Consider the following 17,446-nt stretch of genomic DNA (forward strand, 5'->3'; position numbering starts at 1 on the left):
TATATAATCACTCCAAGAGGAAAAGAAACACCTCTCCTAATAAATAGTAAATTAGTGTGATGACAGCGAAACGCTGCCCAGAGTATAAACCCGGGCAGCGTTTTCGTTTTATTACAGTTTTCAAAATATACTTAAATATCTTTCACCTGTATCAGGCAATATTGTTACAATTCGTTTCCCTTCATTCTCTTTTCTTGCAGCCACTTGTCCCGCAGCAAAAATAGCAGCTCCCGATGAAACACCCGCCAGAACACCTTCCAGTCGAGCTAAATTTTTCATAGTCTGAAGAGCATCCTCATCTGTAACCGTCATAACCTCATCCATTATGTCGGCATCTAAAATCTCCGGTATGAAATTAGCTCCGATCCCTTGTATCTGATGTGTACCTGCCCAGCCTTCCGTTACAAGCGGTGATGATGCAGGCTCCACACCTATGATTCTTATTGCGCTGTTCATTTCCTTAAGATAACGGCCTATTCCCGAAACAGTCCCCCCGGTTCCGAAAGAAGCCACAAAAATATCTAACTCACCTTCCGTATCTTTCCAGATTTCCGGAGCTGTCGTTTCGTAATGCGCCTGAGGATTAGCCGGGTTTTCGAATTGTCCTGCGATTATGCTTCCCGGGATTTCTTCCAAAAGCTCTTTTGCTTTTTCCACGCTGCCCTGCATACCCTCCTCTCTGTCGGTAAGAACAAGGTCCGCTCCCAGAGCAGCCAGCAATTTCCGTCTTTCGATACTCATACTTTCAGGCATTACCATAACTGCTTTGTACCCTCTGGCGGCGGCAGCCATGGCGATCCCCACCCCCGTATTCCCGCTGGTAGGCTCTATAATAGTCCCTCCCGGTTTGAGTCTTCCGCTTTTCTCGGCCTCAGAAATCATTTTATAACCTACTCTGTCTTTTATACTTCCTGCCGGATTAAACATTTCAACCTTCGCAACAATTTCCGCGCACGAGCCAAAATATTCCTCCATTTTATGAAGCCTGAGCAACGGAGTATCTCCTATAAGATCAGTTATCGTATTTCTAATGTTCATAAAGCCTCCCTCATCTTCTAAAATTTTTCTGTATCAGCTACTTTGCCGTCTTCCATAAACAATATGTATCCATGACCGGGATCAGGTATCCATTTATAAAAATTGTCTTTTACCTTAGGATATATACTCTCCAGTATAGCTGATATTGTTCCTCCATGACATACCGCTATGGAAAGAGCTTCATCATCTTTATGTCTCATGGAAAAAGCTTTCAAAGCATTACGTTCTTTAAGATCATCAAATCCTCTAATCACTCTTTTATAAAAAGCCTGCAGGCTTTCCCCATTAGGAGGCGGCAAATTACCGAGTTTATCAGATTTCCATATCCTATATTCTTCAAGATCTTTAAGTTCTGCATGACTTTTCATTTCAAAAGAGCCAAAATTCAACTCTTTCAGTTTTTCCAGAGATTCATGTTTCTGCCGGCCATATATAAGCTCAAGAGTCTGTTCGGTTCTTCTCAGGCCTGTCGTATAAAATTCCGCATTAACACCGTCAGGATAAAGTCCCGATTCGGCAAGCCGTTTAAGTTCATCTATTCCCTCTGCTGCCAGAGGAATATCAGCGTGTCCATAATAGAGTCTGTTCTTATTGCCTTCTGTTATGCCATGCCTTATGAGGCATATCTTCGATTCCATCTGTGTACCTTCTTCCTTTGAATGTTTCTCCGTCGGAAACATCCTTTATATGACTTGTTACAATGATAACATATCCGCAACCTGTTTGCATCAGACAGTGTTTATTTTATTTTTTACGCAATAAATAGTAAATTAATAACAATACAATAACAGAATTATTTCGGTTTGCCGGATGGCCTCTTTATCTCAGCGCTGCCCACTAAAATTTTCGTTTTATAATTTTCTCAGCTGTTTCATATATAGAAAAGCTCGGTCAAAGAAAGCTTAAAAAGCTGACAGACAGTGAAAACCGATTATTGCAAAAGACTTATATCTCCTTCCTAAAAGATATGTATTGCCCTTGAAAATTCAATTTTTTACTGATATACTTTCAATGAATTTAATAAAGTATGTTTTAACAAAAAATCTGACTTACATTTTCACCGGAATCTGCAAAGTCCGAATTTTTTTGCAGCTTCTTCGGTTTAATATAATCTTCCGGCGCAGCACAGTACGAAAGGGATAAAAAATATGAACAATACAGCAAAATCCACAATATGTTTATTCATAACCGCCATAATCTGGGGATCAGCTTTTGTGGCACAGAAAATAGGAATGGATTCCATAAGTCCTTTTTATTTCAGCGCTTTCAGAATGATTTTAGGAGCAGCTGCATTATGTGTGATGTTGCTTATAATGAACATAAAAAATAAAGAAGATTTAAAGAAAAAAACTGAAGAAAAGAAAAAAAAGGAAAGAAAAATTTTGCTTACCGGCGGATCTCTGTGCGGTATCGTAATTTTCTTTGCTTTTAACCTTCAGCAGCTGGGGCTGGTATCAGTAGATGCCGGAAAAACAGGGTTTATTACAGCTCTTTATATCATTCTTGTCCCTATCATGGGAATATTCCTAAAGCACAGAACATCTCTTTTCACATGGCTCGGAGCTCTTGTAGGTGTAGTAGGACTCTATTTTCTGTGCATCACAGAAGATTTCTCTGTCCACCCCGGAGATATGACAATTATGATCGGAGCTTTTTTCTGGGCTTTTCATATCTTATGCATAGACTATTTCGCTCCAAAGATAAATGTGCTGAAGCTCAATGCATTTCAGTTTTTTGTAGCTGGTTTCTTAAGCCTGATAATTGCCGTTATATTTGATGACATTTCTCTTCCGGCTATCTTGACCGCGGCCCCGGCTATCTGTTATACAGCTGTTTTCTCTACCGCCATTGCCTATTCATTCCAGGCTCTGGGACAAAAACATCTAAACCCTACTGTTGCCTCAATAATACTGAGTACAGAGGCATTGTTCGCAGTTGTTTTCGGAGGTGTTTTTCTGGGCGAAACCCTCACATACAGAGAAGTCATAGGATGCGGCCTGATGTTTACAGCTGTGATTCTTGCTCAGATTCCACCGAAAAAAAAGGCAGAAAAAAATACAGATGAACCCAAAATTACAGAACAGGAGTAAAAAGGTCTAAGACCTTTAATAAAATAACTATGACTATTTATGAAAAACTTAAAAAACTCGAATACATATTAAATGATCTCGGAAGAATTACTGTTGCGCTTTCCGGAGGAGTAGACAGCGTTTTCCTGCTGACCTTCGCTTACAAACTGTGGGGCGACGACAGAGTATCTGCCGTAACGGCACAAGGTCCTCATTTTGCTGATGATGAAACAGCCTATGCTGATTATCTGTGCAGCGAACTCGGTATAAACCACGATATAGCTTCCGTAGATCACATTCTATCTGTAATTGCTGATAACCCTCCTGACAGATGCTATATATGCAAACGTGAAATATTTTCTTCAATAAAAGAAATTGCGGAAAAACAAGGAAGAAATCTTGTAGACGGTACTAATCTGGATGATCTCGACGATTACAGGCCGGGATACAAAGCCTTGCAGGAACTTGGTATATCAAGTCCTCTTAAAGATGCCGGCCTTACAAAATCGGAAATCAGAAAATCTCTTAGAAAACTTTCCGATACAGACCCCTTCATAAAACAGGCTCTTATGATACCATCTGACGATGGGAAAACTTTTCCTATCTGGGAAAAACCCGCATTCGCTTGCCTTGCTTCAAGGATACCTTACGGTCAAACTATAACAAAAGAAAAACTTTTATCAGTATATAAAGCCGAATGCTTTCTTAAAGCTCTTGGTTTTACCCAAATCAGAGTCAGACATCACGGAGATGTAGCGAGAATAGAGGTGCTTCCTCACGACAGAAAAAAATTTTTTGATGAAAAGTTTATGGACAAAGTAAATGATGAAATTAAAAAATGTGGATTCAGATTCGCCGCACTTGATCTCGGCGGATACAAAATGGGCAATCTGAACGAATAAAAATGCATAATCATAAAGGAGAACATGGTCATGACAGAAAAGAAAAAATTCAATTCTTCTGATAAAAACAGAAAATATGATTTTAATGATTTTACAGAGATAATCTCGCTTCTCAGATCCCCGGGTGGCTGCCCATGGGATATGAAGCAGACACACGAAACATTAAAAGAATGTCTCATAGAAGAATCCGGGGAAGTCATATCTGCCATAGATAATAAAGATACCGCTAATCTTTGCGAAGAACTTGGCGATCTGCTTCTGCAGGTAGTTATGCACGCCCAGATAGCCTCAGAAAAAGGATATTTTACAATAAACGATGTAATCCAAGGAGTCTCCGAAAAAATGATACGCAGACACCCGCATGTGTTTGGTGATGTAAAGGTATCTTCTCCTGAAGAAAGTCTTCAGTTATGGCAAGAAATTAAAAAACAGGAAAAATCGAAATAAAATATTCCTGACACAATAAAAAATAGCCTGTGATCTCGAGGGATTACAGACCCGAAGGATTTGAAATTTTAAATTTCAACATTCCAAAGACGTTCCTCATCTATCCCGATATCACAGACAACTATCCTGCCAAAATATCCCGATGCAAACTTCTGAAGATGCACAGGTTTTTTGGCATGAAAAACAATAGTGTAGTCGGCGCAGACACAGCTGTGATCCAGATATTTTTCATTTATCAGATCACCGCTTATCCCCGAAGGGATATCCAGCGCAAATATGATCGGCCCTCCACGGCAAGTCGAATCAGAAGAGCCTTTAGAAAAATTGTTTATATAAATGGCAGCTTTCAGTGCGTTGCCATTAAGAGCCCCTTGAAATCCCGTTCCATATATCGCATCTATTATGATATCGGGAATCTCTCTTAATTCTATCAGCGCTCTTTCATTCTCCTTCATATCTACAATAGTTATGGGCATATCTTCAATCAAAGAAAAATTAATTTTGCTGTTACTTGTAACTGGTTTTCCATCTACTAAAATCACTGTGACTTCATATCCCTTATTACACAGTATCCTTGCTGTGACAAAACCATCTCCTCCGTTATTGCCTTTCCCGCAAAATACCAGAACATTTTTCCTTCTGCTACTCCAATCGCCCTTTTCATCGCAGCCTTTATTTTCGGCACTAACATAGCTTTTAGGCGATTTAATTGATTTTCCAACATATACAGTCTCTGCAACTTTGCTGTTAACCGTATCCGAAACATCTTCTTTACCGGCGATAAATCTTCTGTACATATCTATTTCCAAGATAATCTCAGCAGCTGAGGAACCAGCCGTCTCCATCATCTGATAATATGACAGCCCATTCTCATCTGCTCTTTTCTCAAGGATCCTCATCTGTCCGCATGTAACGAAATGTTCCCTGTTTTTATTCATATTTCTACCCCATGACCATAAGGTCCAAGCCGTCGTATGACGATAAGAATTTTTTCATTGTATCAACGATACTGTCACATCCGCCCTCCTCATCTGATGCCATATTCATAGGAAGAATAGGATCATGCAATGATTTTCTCAAGAGACACCATCCATTGGGAAAGCCTATCCTAACTCCTTCATAATTAGGTTCTTCGAGAAAGAGTTCCTCTGAAGACTTTACAAAATCCTCGAGATCATTGAGAATTTTATCTCCATACGTTCCAAAATCTCCATACGTAATAGGTATTCTTATCTCTCTCTCATCTGCCGGATTTTCAAGTTTCTCTATGATACAATCAAGGGACTTCCCTTGTTTTCGCAGTTTAGCTGCCTCTATGACTATCTTTGTAGCCAGATAGGCTCCGTCATCCAAAAAATAATTTTCTTTAAAAGCTGCATGCCCCGAAGTCTCTATAGCCAGCTGACAGTCTGTTCCCTGTCTGTTAAGCTCCTGCGCCTTATTTATAACATTTTTATATCCTCGTTTGAACCTCATGTGTTTAAGTCCCAGACCATCCTCTATAAAGGAAGTCAGCTGCCTACTGGTAATACTATCTGTAACTACAGTAGTACCGGGGTATTCTTCAGCTACCAAAGCAGCCGCCATAGCAACTATTCCATTTCTGGCAATCTCTCTGCCTCTCCCGTCTACAGCTGCAGACCTATCCACATCAGTATCAAATATAAGTCCAAAATCTGCTCCCGTTCGGAGAACCTGCATAGCCAGTGAGTTCATAGCTTCCCGGTCTTCGGGATTAGGGGCATGGTTCAAAAACATTCCATCAGGATCAAGATACTGACTGTCTGATATATCCGCTCCGAGAGGTTTAAGAACCCTTCTGGCAAAAAAACCGCCGCTTCCATTACCTGCATCTACTACTATTTTCATCCCCTCAAGAGGTCTCTCCCCCATGCCTGCGCCATCCTGTATAAGTTTTCTCAAATGGCGGCAGTATACAGACATCACATCCCCCTCCTGAGCGGGATAAACTAATTTGCCAAAATCTCTGACTCTCCCTTCAATATTTTTAGGCTCACCGAGATTTGCTGGACCTGAATTTTCATCCTCAGCATATTTAAGAATGAGGGAAATATCTCCTTTATTAAGACCGCCCTCAGATGTAAAAAATTTAAATCCATTTCTGTTATAAGGCAAATGGCTTGCTGTTATCATAATCCCTGCATCACATGAAAATTCAGGAAATACTGTTGTCATAAACATAGCGGGAGTAGAGGCCAATCCGCAGTCATAAACCTTTATCCCATAAGGGCCAAACCCATTCATAAGCCCTTCCATCAAACGCTTGCCCGATATACGCGGATCTCTTCCGATGGCAATAGTCACACTTTCAGGATTTTTGTCTAATTTATCACAAAGCCATACAGCAAATCCTCTGGCGATATCCACAGCCTCGTAAGGCGTTAAATTAGGTAATTCTCCGGGTTCTCCCGTTATCGCGATACCTCTTATATCGCTGCCGTTTTGCAGTTTCTTATAATTTTTCATATGATACTCTCCTATTTATTGTTTGATTTTAAACGCTGCAGATGTTAAAATATTGTCGCATACGCTCTTATTATAAGCCAACCCACTTATACATAAAAGCTGTTATTTTATTTTTTTCGCTCTGTGAATATCATTTCAGATATTCATGCAGTCAGACACATTCTAAGGCTGTTGGGGAAACAGCCGGCACACTTTATTCTAAGAGGTTTTACAAATGAATACTTTTTTAACAACATTCAATGACATTCTAACTGTATGCAATGACTTTCTTTACAGCAAATTTCTGATCATTGTTCTTATCGGAGCAGGTATTTATTTTACTGTCCGTTCCAAGTTTGTTCAGATAAGACTTCTCCCTGAAGCATGCAGAGTAGTTACCGAAAAAAGTCATACTGAAGGAGGAATGTCCTCATTCCAAGCTTTGATGATAGCTACAGCTTCCAGAGTAGGTACCGGAAACATCGCAGGCATCGCTACAGCTATTGTGGCAGGAGGTCCGGGAGCGCTCTTTTGGATGTGGATCATGTGTATTATCGGCGGAGCTTCAGCTTTCGTAGAAAGTACTCTCGCTCAGGTCTATAAGGAAAAAGACGGCTCCATATTCAAAGGCGGTCCCGCTTATTACATTCAGAAAGCACTGGGTCAAAGATGGCTCGGTATCGTATTCGCAATACTGCTTATCCTAACATTCGCATTTGGATTTAACGGGCTTCAGGCATTTAACATATCTTCTGCCTTCGAATATTATGTTGCGAATTTTTCAGAGTCATATGTCCCAATGATAATAGGACTTATCTTAGCCATAGCTTCAGCGCTGCTCTTTTTCGGAGGATCTCACAAAATCAGCGTTGTATCTTCTGTTCTTGTCCCTGTAATGGCCATAATATATATAATAATAAGTATAGTAATCTTTATCGTAAACATAAAAGTACTGCCTTCCGCAATGTCAACAGTTTTCGAAGAAGCATTTGATTTTGAATCTATTTTCGGCGGATTCGCAGGCTCATGTATGGTAATGGGAATAAAGAGAGGCCTGTTTTCCAATGAAGCCGGTATGGGTTCTGCGCCAAATGCGGCTGCGGCTGCTGATGTTTCACATCCTGCCAAGCAAGGCCTTGTACAAGTTCTTTCAGTATTTATAGATACGCTTCTCATATGTTCGGCCACAGCCTTTATCGTATTGCTTACAGGGAAATATGAAGTAGGCGGAGCACTCAACGGCATACCACTCGTTCAGCAGTCTATAGCTACTGTATTTGGAGAATTCGGTATCCATATCGTTACAGTATGCATATGTATGTTTGCTTTCACCTCACTTATCGGAAACTATTTCTATGCTGAAGCTAATATAAAATTCATAAGTGAAAACAAAATCTTTATGTTCATATTCAGAATACTTGCAGTACTGATGGTGTTTGCCGGCGCCCAAGCAGATCTTAGCCTTGCATGGAACATGGCTGATGTTATAATGGGCGGAATGGCTACAGTCAATATATTTTCTATCCTGCTTCTGGGCGGCATTGCTATGAAAGTACTGGCAGATTATCAGCAACAAAAATCCCAAGGGCTCAATCCCAAGTTCCGTGCCGAAAAACTCGGAATAAAGAATACAGATTGCTGGAAATAATCAGTATAGCCAAACATATCAGAAACCATGCAAATGTAAACAAAGGACATATCTGTCCCATCACATTTCCAGGCTGTCCTGAATAATCCCATACATGCCATCTGTACCAGATATTTACTATTATTCCTACGAAAAATTCGAAAACAGTGAAAATACAAGCTCCCACCGCGGCTTTCGCCAAAGTGGGAGTATTTTTACTTTCTCTTAAATAATAGTAGAAGGCCAGAAGGCACGCTCCCCCAGTCAATGCCATAGACCAGTGGGTATATCCTCTGAACAAGTATTCTATTATTGAATATCCTACGGCTCCCGTTAAAAATACTATAAATCCCATACTAATATTATCTATAGATTTTCGGGTTGTAGTCCTGTTATATTTTTGAAAAAATCATTATGCTGCCGCACTGATTTTTATTTTTCTTCGTTAATGACTTTTGTTTCTTCGATTGCATCTTCAGACTGAGGAATGTCCTCCTCCGAAGGGTTCTCATCTTCCGGCGTTTCTGTTTTTTCAAAAGTATCAACACGCTCGCTCTCCTGTATCTCACATTCTGAAATCCCGGATCTCTCTTCGTTTCTGCTCTGAAGCAATCTTATTATCTTACCTGCACTAAAAACCAGTACGCCATATATGAAATAACTTATAGAACCTGTTATAACATATTGTATTGCGTCTACCATCATACTCGAAACAGCTACACCATAACTGGACGCATAATTACTGATGTACAGAATATTGACTACGATCATATAGGCACATATAGCCATAAGAACCGCAGCAATGATATACAGCGTCTTCACAAGACATGATGCCTTGCCTTTAACAAATTTGTTTTTCTTTTCCATTTCAAAAATACCTCACATATAATTATTATTTCACCTTATTATTTATTATATGTGTGTACTTTCTGTGTAGGAAATATTTTCATTATGTGTCGTTTTTTTCTTGTTTCTGAAAATTATCCTGAAGATTATAAAAGCAGCCATGAATACTGCGGCTATTATAAACCCTGCCGTATAAACCGAGCCAAAACCTTTTTCTATCATCAGATACATCATTGTATCTGATGCCGATATGCTTATGACACCTTGTATCAGATAATGCAATCCCCAAAATACAGATGATATCAACGCTGTCACAACAGCACACCACAAAAACCCCAGCTTGCTTGTCCAGCACAAAGCTATGAGACCTGCGCATACTAAAGTAGTAACTAAAAGAGAAACGGCTTTAACCGGACCGCTTAGAAAGCCCATATCACTTAGTATCCCGTCCGCCATCTTTTCCGATGCCTCTCCGTCAAGAGAATCATACCTATCTGCCTGAGAATTGAGCTTCTGTGTCAGATCAGGAGCTTTACGCTGTACAGCCTGTTTCAAAAACTCGCTTTCCATGGCTGAGATATTATACGATCCGGATTTATTGACCTCATCTATTCCCTCAGAAAAGGCCTGCATAAACTCATCGCTGCCTATCTCTTCATATATATTCCCATACAACTCCGCATCAATTACTGCCGTCATATAATCTGAAAGAAAATCTTTTACGGCTTGAGTACGGAAAACCGCATCTAACATATCTCCATATGTTCCTCCCATATTAACAGTTTCTTCACTAAGTGCTTCATCTACAAGCTCTGAAACTATATTGCTTTCCTCCATGGCTTCATATACTGACTCTTTTGATACAGCTCTGTCCACAGAAAATATACCCATTACAAATGATTCTGCCGTAAGAAGCAGCAATATTAATATTACAGAAGAAATTATTTTTACAGCTTTCATTACGATCCCCCTTTATTGCCGATAATATAACTCTCGATATATTATACTCTTTCCCGAAAATTAGTAAAGTAGCAGTCTCATTACTCAGGTTACATATCTCTTCTTAGAATTACCGCTTTACGCTTTGATCTTCATCTGAAGATATCTTTCGTTTTATTTTCCTCCCTGTTTTTACATTTCTCAAATTGACTTTTTTCCATTTTTATGGCTTTATATTAAATGGACAGCATTAATACAAATAACATCAGTATTAGAATTATAATTAAAATTCAGGAGCAAACAATGTTTCACGATATAAAAGCCATCCGGAAAGCCGCTCTGTGTGCTTTTCCCCATACAATACCTATATTCGCCGGATTCTGGTTTCTCGGCCTTACATATGGTATATATATGAATGTATCCGGGTTCAGTTTCTGGTATCCTATGTTCATGAGCATGACAATATTTGCAGGATCGGTTGAATTTGTTACGGTAAATATGTTGTTAGGTGCCTTCAATCCCATACAGGCTCTTGCAATGGCTTTCATGATAAACGCACGCCATCTGTTTTACGGACTTTCCATGCTTGACAAATTCAGGGACACAGGCGCAAAAAAAATATATCTCATATTCGGCATGTGCGATGAAACATTTTCCATCAACTACACAGCTGACATCCCCGATAACGTAGATCGGGGATGGTTTATGTTTTTCGTTACTTTATTCAATCAGTTTTACTGGGTATCCGGTTCCACTCTGGGCGGTATCTTCGGCTCACTGATACACTTTAACACAGAGGGTATCGACTTTGTAATGACAGCCATGTTCACTGTAATTTTTATGGAACAATGGCTAAAAGAAAAGCAGCATGCAAGTGCTTTCATAGGTATCGGCATATCGCTGCTCTGTCTCATATTATTTGGTTCTGATAATTTCATAATTCCTGCTATGCTGGCTATATTAGGCATCCTAACGCTGATACGAAAGCCTCTTGAAAATAAACTTCAAGACTAAAATCCGAAAACGAGGTTCATAAAATGACACTTACACAACAGATGATCACCGTAGGCATGGTAGTTTTAGGTACTATGCTGACACGCTTTATCCCTTTTATAATTTTCCCGGCGGGAAAACCTACTCCAAAATACATACAATATCTGGGCAACGTACTCCCTTCCGCTGTATTCGGACTTCTGATCATATATTGTCTGAAAAACGTCAGTATATTTGCAGGCAGCCACGGAATTCCTGAAATGCTGTCTATCATATTAGTTGTCCTCCTCCACCTTTGGAAACGCCAAATGCTGCTTTCAATCGCAGGGGGAACGATTTTCTATATGATACTTGTACAATTCATATTCTGATATCCTCATAAAATATTAATTGTCTATTTCCCATTTCAGTATATTTCCTGTCGCTGCATCTATCTCAAATTCATATTCATAGCCATTGTACCAAAGCTCTCCTTCATATTCTATCCGGCCATTATCATAATCTCTCTCGATCTCAGTCACATCTGATGATGAGGCTCCCGGCACTTTAGACACGGCAATATCTATAGCCTCATCCATTCCTATATCATCTGCGCTGCTCTGGAGGTAATGCAGATCATCTCCGTCTTTATCATGATGATCTGAATACAGTTTTTTTTCTTCCGAAGAAGCAGAAGACCTGTGTTCCGTATCATGGCTGCAAGCTGTAAACAACAGTAACGACAGGATAACTGCTGCAGAAATCATTATAGATATATTTTTTTTAAACACTTTGATTTCCTCCTTTCGGAAACTCCCCACTCTCCTGATACAAAGGGAGCTTAATTCTGAACCGGCTTCCTTGCCCATATACACTGTCAGCTTCTATTATTCCATTATGAGCCTTCACCATAGCCTCTGCCATAGCAAGTCCCAACCCCGAGCCTTCTTCACGCCTTGCTTCCTCAGTACGATAAAATCTTTGCCATATTTTTGACAAGTCTTCTTCTTTTATTCCTATCCCATCATCTTTCACAGTACAGCATGCCCACGAATCAACCGTTTCCAACTGTATTTCAACATGGCCTCCCGGCTTTCCGTATTTAACAGCATTATCCACAATATTAAGAAGAACCCGAATAAGCATTGCTTCATCCCCCAAAACATATACATTCGGTTCTACCGCACTTTTAATGATTATATCGCATTCCCGAGCTATACTTTCCTGCTGCCATGCCACAGTTTCGCACAAATCGCTTAAATCCACTTTCTCTTTTTCGGCTCTCAGCTTACCAGAATCACTTCTGGCAAGAATCAAAAGCCTGCTCACCAGATTAGCCATTCTTTTTGCTTCACGATTTATAACATTCAAAGCTTTCTCTCTATACCCTTCGTCTTCAAGAGCATAGTCACTCTGAGAAATAATAACTGAAAGGGGAGTCCGCAGCTCATGTGAAACATCTGAAGTAAAACGTTTCTCTTTTTCGAAAGAACTCTGAAGGCTGTCAAACATACTGTTAAATGCCCCCGCCAGCTTATATATCTCATCTTTTGACGCCTCAGATGAGGCCTCTGTTTCGATTCTTCTTGAAAGATCTCCGTCATGGCTTATCTCAGAAGCCGTCTCAAGTATATTCCTAACCGGTCTGAATCCCCGCTTTGTTATGAGATATCCTCCCAGCGCAGCGATTACAACAAGGGCCGGGAGCGCTACCGCTGCAAATCTCAGAATAAAAGAAAATGTCCCTCCTTCAGCAAAATCCTTTACTATGCCTCTGACCCAGACTGCTTTTCCGTTCATCTCAAACCTGCTGTCATAAACATACCATATCTCCCCGTCAGCTTTCAGCTTATGCATATATTTATCTTTCAGCTCGGGAAATTCCGAAATTTCAATGGGTCTGCGTCCTTCCACGAGATCGCCTGTTTCATCATATACACTTATATATACCCCTTCCTCATAAAAGTCCAGATCTTCATCTATTATGAAATTTTCTCCCAATGTACCTATCTCATCTCTGGCATCAGAAACCGAATCCGCCAGTTTTGTACGAGCCAGCTCCCCGGCTCTTATATTGCCTGTATATGTGATGACAAGCAGAAATACGCCTGTGATAACCACCAGAAAAACAGTATACCATATAGTTATCTTTACTTTGACTGATATTCTGCTCATCTACTTCACCATATACCCGGCGCCCTTTACTGTTATAATTTTTTTCTGATCAAAACCATCGTCTATTTTTCTTCTCAAATGATATACATATACATCTATAACATTCGAACCGCCGTCATAATCATAATTCCATATATGATTAGACAGCTTGTCCCTGGACAGCACTCTCCCTTCATTCTGCATAAGATATTCTAATATATCAAACTCTTTTGCTGTAAGGGATATCTCTATGCCGTCTCGCTCAACACGTCTTGAAGATGAATCCAGAATCAGATCACCACACGTTATGATACTGCTTGCGCGTTCTCCTCCTCGCCTTATCATGGCTCTCACTCTTGCCATCAGCTCATCAAAGTCAAAGGGCTTCACAAGATAATCATCTGCTCCTGCGTCAAGCCCTGCCACACGGTCCTCCACTGTTCCCAGAGCTGTAAGCAAAAGAACCGGTGTCTTATCTCCTGATCCCCGCATATTCTTAAGCACACCTATTCCCGTCGTTCCGGGAAGCATAATATCCAGTATCACTCCATCATACTCAGCACAACTGAGAAAAGCCAAAGCTTCATCTCCATTAAAACACGAATCCACCTTATAATGTTCATTTGTAAGCTTTCGCACTATTATTTCATTGAGATCTTTCTGATCTTCTACTACCAATATTCTCATAGCCCTCCTCCTATGACACAGATTTTATCAGTTTCAAATTAAAATATCATTAAAAACCTGTTTTTATTTTTATATTATTGATTTTCTCACCTGTAATAGATACACTGAAAGAAAAGAAAACAAGACGGAGGTATTGATATGTTGGAAAAATCGGATTTTAATGAAGCTTCATGGCTACGCTGGTCAGCAGATACTATGGAAGATGCCAGTATACTGATAATGGGCATACCTTTTGACAATGCTGTGAGTCTCAACAAAGGCGCCGCAAAGGCTCCCGATCATCTGCGCCGCCTTTCGGCAGAACTTTCGGATACTACTGATGAATTCAGACCTATAAAGAAAGGGCTTTTATATGATGTAGGAGATCTGAGGGCAGAGCTTGACTGGAAAAAATATTTTGACTCTGTGGAAAAAAATGCCTTTGAGCTGATGCAGAAAGAAAAATTTTGCCTGTTCTTAGGCGGAGATCATTCCGTCACCATCCCTCTTCACAAAGCTTTCGGTACTTATTTCCGGGGAAAAAAGATAGGAATAATACATTTTGACGCCCATTATGACCTCTGCCCTGAATACGACGGCCACCCGTGGTCTCACGCATGTACAGAGGCTCGTGCTCTTGAAAATATCGTTGAAGGGAAAGATCTCACATTCATAGGAGTCCGTGTGGCAGAGGAAACAGAGCTCAGTATTCTCCAAGACAATCCTGATATAATAACTATCAGCGCTGAAGAAGTCTATGATATAGGAGCATCTGACATCGTGTCCAGACTTTCACAGCATTACAAAGATTATGATGCCATATACCTGACTCTGGATATAGATGTTCTGGATCCTGCTTTCGTTCCGGGTACAGGCACTCCTGTTTGTGGAGGTCTCAATCCCATAGATCTCATCAAAATCCTGAAAGGCGTTCTCAAAAACCTTCCTGTAAAAGTAATGGATATAGTAGAAGTGGCTCCGCCGCTTGATATAAATGATATAACAAGCTGGGCTGCTCTCAGAATAATACACGAGGTACTGAATCATCACAGTAAGTAATTTATTCATATAATAAAAAAGCTTCCATATACAGAAGCTTTTTTATTTTAACTGCTTTGATATAAAAATATAATGACTCATGCTTGACCTATGACTGCAGATTTTCTCTTATGAATGATGCGATATTGTCAAACTCTATTATCGCTCTCTTTACCATGGATTCCTTTGTTGCGAAGGCCACATGAGGAGTAACCACAGTATTGGGAGCTGTAAGAAGGGGATCCTTACCGTCTAAAGGCGGCTCTGTGTCAAACACATCTATAGCTGCCCCTGCTATCTCTCCTTGTTTTAATGCTTCTGACAATGCTCTGCTGTCTACTACAGGTCCTCTGGCGGTATTTACAAGAATCGCGGAAGGCTTCATCATATCCAGTTCCTTCTTTCCTATAAGGCCTTTTGTCTCGGCTGTGAGAGGAACATGAAGGGAAACTATATCAGCGCGGCGCAGCACTTCCTCAAGGCTTACGTAAGCTACACCCTTTACCTTGCCGAAAGTCCTGTTATATGCAATTATATCCATTCCAAATGCTCTTGATATTTCTATAACTCTCGTACCTATAGCACCTGTCCCCACTACACCTATGGTTTTTCCTTCAAGTTCATATCCTACAAGACCGTCTTTAGTGCCTCCAAGCCTTGCTGCTTTATCACATGCCAATATATTCCTGTAAACGTCCAAAATCAGACCAAAAGTAAGTTCAGCTACTGCCACGGTAGCATATCCGGCGCAGTTTTTCACTGTTATCCCTTTTTCCATGCAATATTCAAGATCCACGTGATCCAATCCTGTAAAAGCTACTGCCAGCATTTTAAGATTCTCACATTTCTCCAGCACTTCCCTTGGAAAGGGAACATTGCCTATTGCGATAATATCAGCATCTTTTCCTCTTTCTGCCAGTTCCGCAGTGTCCTCAGTACGTGTATCCCAGTATACTATATCCACATCATCGCCTACCGCTTTTCTTGCTATTTTCATGAATTCCTTCTTCTCTACTGCCAAAGGCTCCACAACCGCTATCTTCATATCATATATCCTTTCTGTCATTTACGCGCTTTTTGTTACATCGATTATATTCATTAAACATCCACACGTCAATCATCTTACAAATAGATGAGATAACAAAAAGTCTCTCTTCATTACTAAAAAACGGACTGTATTGATTTTAAATCAATACAGTCCTATCCGCTATATCCAAACTATTTAAGATAATATTTTGCAAACGGCTGAAGCAGCTGTCTCTGATCTCCCAGAGGATCACTTTCTATCTTAAGACCGTCTTTTGTAATTACCATAGTATTTCTTTCATCGATATTATATTTCGTCCATTTAATATCTCCTACGCTGGGATCTCCGGTCTTGGCAAAATTCACCCATGCTTCGCAGATTTGGTCTGCCAGATCCTTGTCTACCGTACCGCTGAATCCTGTCTCATCTTCATTATGGAATACATAAGCAACCTCGGAAGCATGGCAGGCTCCCACAAAATCAAAATTATCGGATGGGATATCAAAATAATACATATATGTATTTCCTCCTGCCTCGGCATGGCATGAGGCAGCTTCTATAGCGCCCATCCTGAAACCTGTCTCATTTCCGAGTTCCGTGTTCTGCCATATTTCATCCAAATCTTTGATCTGCTCTAATTGGAAAAACTTATCAAGATTTTCTTTGTCTCTGTCAGAAGCCACTGCGTAAGCCTCCTCTTTTTTTTCTGCAGCTACAGCCTCCTCGTATACGGCCATGTTTTCTTCTATGCCTTCCTCATCCATCTCAGTCATTTCCACATCGCCCATTTCATTTATCCAGTATCTCCACTCATCCGCATTAGTACCGATCATAAGATCTACATCTTTTCCTACTCCGCTTCTGAGAGTTTCATAAGGATCTTCTTCCACGATGCCTTCCTGACCTCTGTAAGGCATGTTATACAAATCATTAAGAGTTGTTCCCTCACCGTCAAGATCTTCTTCTGTATAGATCCTTATCAGTTCCTCTTCAGGTATTGCCATCAAATCATCCATATTCTTCGCACCTGTTGCTTCCAGAAGCGCTTCTGTCGTTCCCGTAGCATCAAAATCTTCCTGATCAAATGTCAGATTCACACATCCGCTTTCGGCTATGGCTCTGTTAAAAAGACCCTGCGCGTCAGGACTTGCTGTAAGAAGTGATGCAAACGCTCCTCCTGCTGACTCTCCGAATATAGTTACATTTTCCGGATCTCCTCCGAAACTTGTTATGTTCTCCTGTATCCATGTCAGCC

The 17,446-nt window shown here is 40.3% G+C and carries 19 protein-coding genes; 7 read left to right on the forward strand and 12 right to left on the reverse strand.

All coding sequences use genetic code 11. From position 1 onward, the window contains the following. Positions 1-120: 120 nt before the first annotated feature. A complete protein-coding gene (gene cysK / locus ACLR96_RS06810) occupies positions 121-1,038 on the reverse strand; it encodes a cysteine synthase A (protein WP_177269739.1) in 918 nt (305 codons plus the stop codon). 17 nt (positions 1,039-1,055) lie between these two features. Continuing rightward, positions 1,056-1,676: a histidine phosphatase family protein gene (locus ACLR96_RS06815; protein WP_177269741.1), complete on the reverse strand. Its 621-nt coding sequence runs from the start codon at positions 1,674-1,676 to the stop codon at positions 1,056-1,058. A 510-nt stretch (positions 1,677-2,186) separates the two neighbouring features. Between ACLR96_RS06815 and ACLR96_RS06820 the strand changes: the two genes are divergently transcribed. From ACLR96_RS06820 to ACLR96_RS06830, 3 genes are read left to right on the forward strand one after another with little or no spacing between them, the layout of a single operon-like run. Beyond that, the gene (locus tag ACLR96_RS06820; protein WP_177269743.1) at positions 2,187-3,128 is read left to right on the forward strand and encodes a DMT family transporter; all 942 of its coding nucleotides are present in this window, start codon (positions 2,187-2,189) and stop codon (positions 3,126-3,128) included. A gap of 29 nt (positions 3,129-3,157) precedes the next feature. Beyond that, positions 3,158-4,009: an ATP-dependent sacrificial sulfur transferase LarE gene (larE, locus tag ACLR96_RS06825; RefSeq protein ID WP_177269745.1), complete on the forward strand. Its 852-nt coding sequence runs from the start codon at positions 3,158-3,160 to the stop codon at positions 4,007-4,009. Between the two features lie 30 nt (positions 4,010-4,039). Next, positions 4,040-4,456 carry a MazG family protein gene (locus ACLR96_RS06830; RefSeq protein ID WP_177269747.1) on the forward strand — a complete coding sequence of 139 codons (417 nt, stop codon included), beginning with the start codon at positions 4,040-4,042 and terminating at the stop codon, positions 4,454-4,456. A 68-nt stretch (positions 4,457-4,524) separates the two neighbouring features. Here the strand turns inward: ACLR96_RS06830 and ACLR96_RS06835 are convergent, their stop codons facing one another. Together ACLR96_RS06835 and ACLR96_RS06840 are read right to left on the reverse strand one after the other, a co-directional pair. Further along, positions 4,525-5,394, reverse strand: coding sequence for an NAD(P)H-hydrate epimerase (locus tag ACLR96_RS06835; protein ID WP_177269749.1), 870 nt, complete (start codon positions 5,392-5,394; stop codon positions 4,525-4,527). A gap of 4 nt (positions 5,395-5,398) precedes the next feature. Then, positions 5,399-6,943 carry a phosphomannomutase/phosphoglucomutase gene (locus ACLR96_RS06840; protein WP_177269751.1) on the reverse strand — a complete coding sequence of 515 codons (1,545 nt, stop codon included), beginning with the start codon at positions 6,941-6,943 and terminating at the stop codon, positions 5,399-5,401. Between the two features lie 214 nt (positions 6,944-7,157). Here ACLR96_RS06840 and ACLR96_RS06845 point away from each other — a divergent pair, with 214 nt between their 5' ends. Next, entirely contained in the window at positions 7,158-8,570 is a 1,413-nt protein-coding gene (locus ACLR96_RS06845; protein ID WP_177269753.1) for an alanine/glycine:cation symporter family protein, read from the forward strand. Here ACLR96_RS06845 and ACLR96_RS06850 read toward each other — a convergent pair. The 3 genes from ACLR96_RS06850 to ACLR96_RS06860 all read right to left on the reverse strand — a co-directional run bounded on the left by ACLR96_RS06850 (position 8,512) and on the right by ACLR96_RS06860 (position 10,355). Further along, the gene (locus ACLR96_RS06850) at positions 8,512-8,904 is read right to left on the reverse strand and encodes a putative ABC transporter permease (protein WP_177269755.1); all 393 of its coding nucleotides are present in this window, start codon (positions 8,902-8,904) and stop codon (positions 8,512-8,514) included. The two genes, ACLR96_RS06845 and ACLR96_RS06850, sit on opposite strands and share 59 nt — an antisense overlap. 77 nt (positions 8,905-8,981) lie before the next feature. Continuing rightward, positions 8,982-9,416, reverse strand: coding sequence for a hypothetical protein (locus tag ACLR96_RS06855; protein WP_177269757.1), 435 nt, complete (start codon positions 9,414-9,416; stop codon positions 8,982-8,984). Positions 9,417-9,461: 45 nt separating this feature from the next. Continuing rightward, a complete protein-coding gene (locus tag ACLR96_RS06860) occupies positions 9,462-10,355 on the reverse strand; it encodes a hypothetical protein (RefSeq protein ID WP_177269759.1) in 894 nt (297 codons plus the stop codon). Positions 10,356-10,637: 282 nt separating this feature from the next. Between ACLR96_RS06860 and ACLR96_RS06865 the strand changes: the two genes are divergently transcribed. Continuing rightward, positions 10,638-11,348 carry an AzlC family ABC transporter permease gene (locus ACLR96_RS06865; protein WP_177269761.1) on the forward strand — a complete coding sequence of 237 codons (711 nt, stop codon included), beginning with the start codon at positions 10,638-10,640 and terminating at the stop codon, positions 11,346-11,348. Between the two features lie 23 nt (positions 11,349-11,371). Next, the gene (locus ACLR96_RS06870) at positions 11,372-11,698 is read left to right on the forward strand and encodes a branched-chain amino acid transporter permease (protein WP_177269763.1); all 327 of its coding nucleotides are present in this window, start codon (positions 11,372-11,374) and stop codon (positions 11,696-11,698) included. A gap of 15 nt (positions 11,699-11,713) precedes the next feature. On the opposite strand, the gene ACLR96_RS06875 is transcribed toward ACLR96_RS06870, so the two are convergent. Genes ACLR96_RS06875 through ACLR96_RS06885 form a run of 3 tightly spaced genes read right to left on the reverse strand, consistent with a single transcriptional unit; the run spans position 11,714 to position 14,147 of the window. Further along, the gene (locus ACLR96_RS06875) at positions 11,714-12,097 is read right to left on the reverse strand and encodes a PepSY domain-containing protein (protein ID WP_207722943.1); all 384 of its coding nucleotides are present in this window, start codon (positions 12,095-12,097) and stop codon (positions 11,714-11,716) included. After that, on the reverse strand, positions 12,090-13,481 hold the full coding sequence (locus tag ACLR96_RS06880) for a sensor histidine kinase (RefSeq protein WP_177269766.1): 1,392 nt from the start codon (positions 13,479-13,481) through the stop codon (positions 12,090-12,092). The genes ACLR96_RS06875 and ACLR96_RS06880 overlap by 8 nt, the downstream gene beginning before the upstream one ends. Continuing rightward, positions 13,482-14,147 carry a winged helix-turn-helix domain-containing protein gene (locus ACLR96_RS06885; RefSeq protein ID WP_177269768.1) on the reverse strand — a complete coding sequence of 222 codons (666 nt, stop codon included), beginning with the start codon at positions 14,145-14,147 and terminating at the stop codon, positions 13,482-13,484. It abuts the gene before it with no gap. Positions 14,148-14,285: 138 nt separating this feature from the next. On the opposite strand from ACLR96_RS06885, the gene speB reads away from it, so the two are divergent. Then, complete coding sequence (speB, locus tag ACLR96_RS06890; protein WP_177269770.1) at positions 14,286-15,185, forward strand: agmatinase; 900 nt, start codon at positions 14,286-14,288, stop codon at positions 15,183-15,185. A gap of 88 nt (positions 15,186-15,273) precedes the next feature. On the opposite strand, the gene ACLR96_RS06895 is transcribed toward speB, so the two are convergent. Both ACLR96_RS06895 and ACLR96_RS06900 read right to left on the reverse strand, forming a co-directional pair. Then, positions 15,274-16,209: an NAD(P)-dependent oxidoreductase gene (locus tag ACLR96_RS06895; protein WP_177269772.1), complete on the reverse strand. Its 936-nt coding sequence runs from the start codon at positions 16,207-16,209 to the stop codon at positions 15,274-15,276. 173 nt (positions 16,210-16,382) lie between these two features. Further along, positions 16,383-17,446, reverse strand: a 1,064-nt coding sequence (locus ACLR96_RS06900; protein ID WP_412265485.1) for a carboxylesterase family protein, incomplete at its 5' end; no start/stop codon positions are given.

Source organism: Lentihominibacter sp., assembly GCF_046951855.1.
GTDB classification, from domain to species: Bacteria; Bacillota; Clostridia; order Peptostreptococcales; family Anaerovoracaceae; genus Lentihominibacter; species Lentihominibacter hominis.

What these genes read in the sequence shown, in the direction of transcription:
- ACLR96_RS06820 (WP_177269743.1), top strand. Translation starts at nt 2,187, where the DNA reads ATGAACAATACAGCAAAATCCACAATATGTTTATTCATAACCGCCATA.
- ACLR96_RS06850 (WP_177269755.1), bottom strand. Translation starts at nt 8,904, where the DNA reads ATGGGATTTATAGTATTTTTAACGGGAGCCGTAGGATATTCAATAATA.
- ACLR96_RS06815 (WP_177269741.1), bottom strand. Translation starts at nt 1,676, where the DNA reads ATGGAATCGAAGATATGCCTCATAAGGCATGGCATAACAGAAGGCAAT.
- larE (WP_177269745.1), top strand. Translation starts at nt 3,158, where the DNA reads ATGACTATTTATGAAAAACTTAAAAAACTCGAATACATATTAAATGAT.
- ACLR96_RS06830 (WP_177269747.1), top strand. Translation starts at nt 4,040, where the DNA reads ATGACAGAAAAGAAAAAATTCAATTCTTCTGATAAAAACAGAAAATAT.
- ACLR96_RS06870 (WP_177269763.1), top strand. Translation starts at nt 11,372, where the DNA reads ATGACACTTACACAACAGATGATCACCGTAGGCATGGTAGTTTTAGGT.
- cysK (WP_177269739.1), bottom strand. Translation starts at nt 1,038, where the DNA reads ATGAACATTAGAAATACGATAACTGATCTTATAGGAGATACTCCGTTG.
- ACLR96_RS06855 (WP_177269757.1), bottom strand. Translation starts at nt 9,416, where the DNA reads ATGGAAAAGAAAAACAAATTTGTTAAAGGCAAGGCATCATGTCTTGTG.
- ACLR96_RS06840 (WP_177269751.1), bottom strand. Translation starts at nt 6,943, where the DNA reads ATGAAAAATTATAAGAAACTGCAAAACGGCAGCGATATAAGAGGTATC.
- speB (WP_177269770.1), top strand. Translation starts at nt 14,286, where the DNA reads ATGTTGGAAAAATCGGATTTTAATGAAGCTTCATGGCTACGCTGGTCA.
- ACLR96_RS06880 (WP_177269766.1), bottom strand. Translation starts at nt 13,481, where the DNA reads ATGAGCAGAATATCAGTCAAAGTAAAGATAACTATATGGTATACTGTT.
- ACLR96_RS06845 (WP_177269753.1), top strand. Translation starts at nt 7,158, where the DNA reads ATGAATACTTTTTTAACAACATTCAATGACATTCTAACTGTATGCAAT.
- ACLR96_RS06885 (WP_177269768.1), bottom strand. Translation starts at nt 14,147, where the DNA reads ATGAGAATATTGGTAGTAGAAGATCAGAAAGATCTCAATGAAATAATA.
- ACLR96_RS06895 (WP_177269772.1), bottom strand. Translation starts at nt 16,209, where the DNA reads ATGAAGATAGCGGTTGTGGAGCCTTTGGCAGTAGAGAAGAAGGAATTC.
- ACLR96_RS06865 (WP_177269761.1), top strand. Translation starts at nt 10,638, where the DNA reads ATGTTTCACGATATAAAAGCCATCCGGAAAGCCGCTCTGTGTGCTTTT.
- ACLR96_RS06860 (WP_177269759.1), bottom strand. Translation starts at nt 10,355, where the DNA reads ATGAAAGCTGTAAAAATAATTTCTTCTGTAATATTAATATTGCTGCTT.
- ACLR96_RS06835 (WP_177269749.1), bottom strand. Translation starts at nt 5,394, where the DNA reads ATGAATAAAAACAGGGAACATTTCGTTACATGCGGACAGATGAGGATC.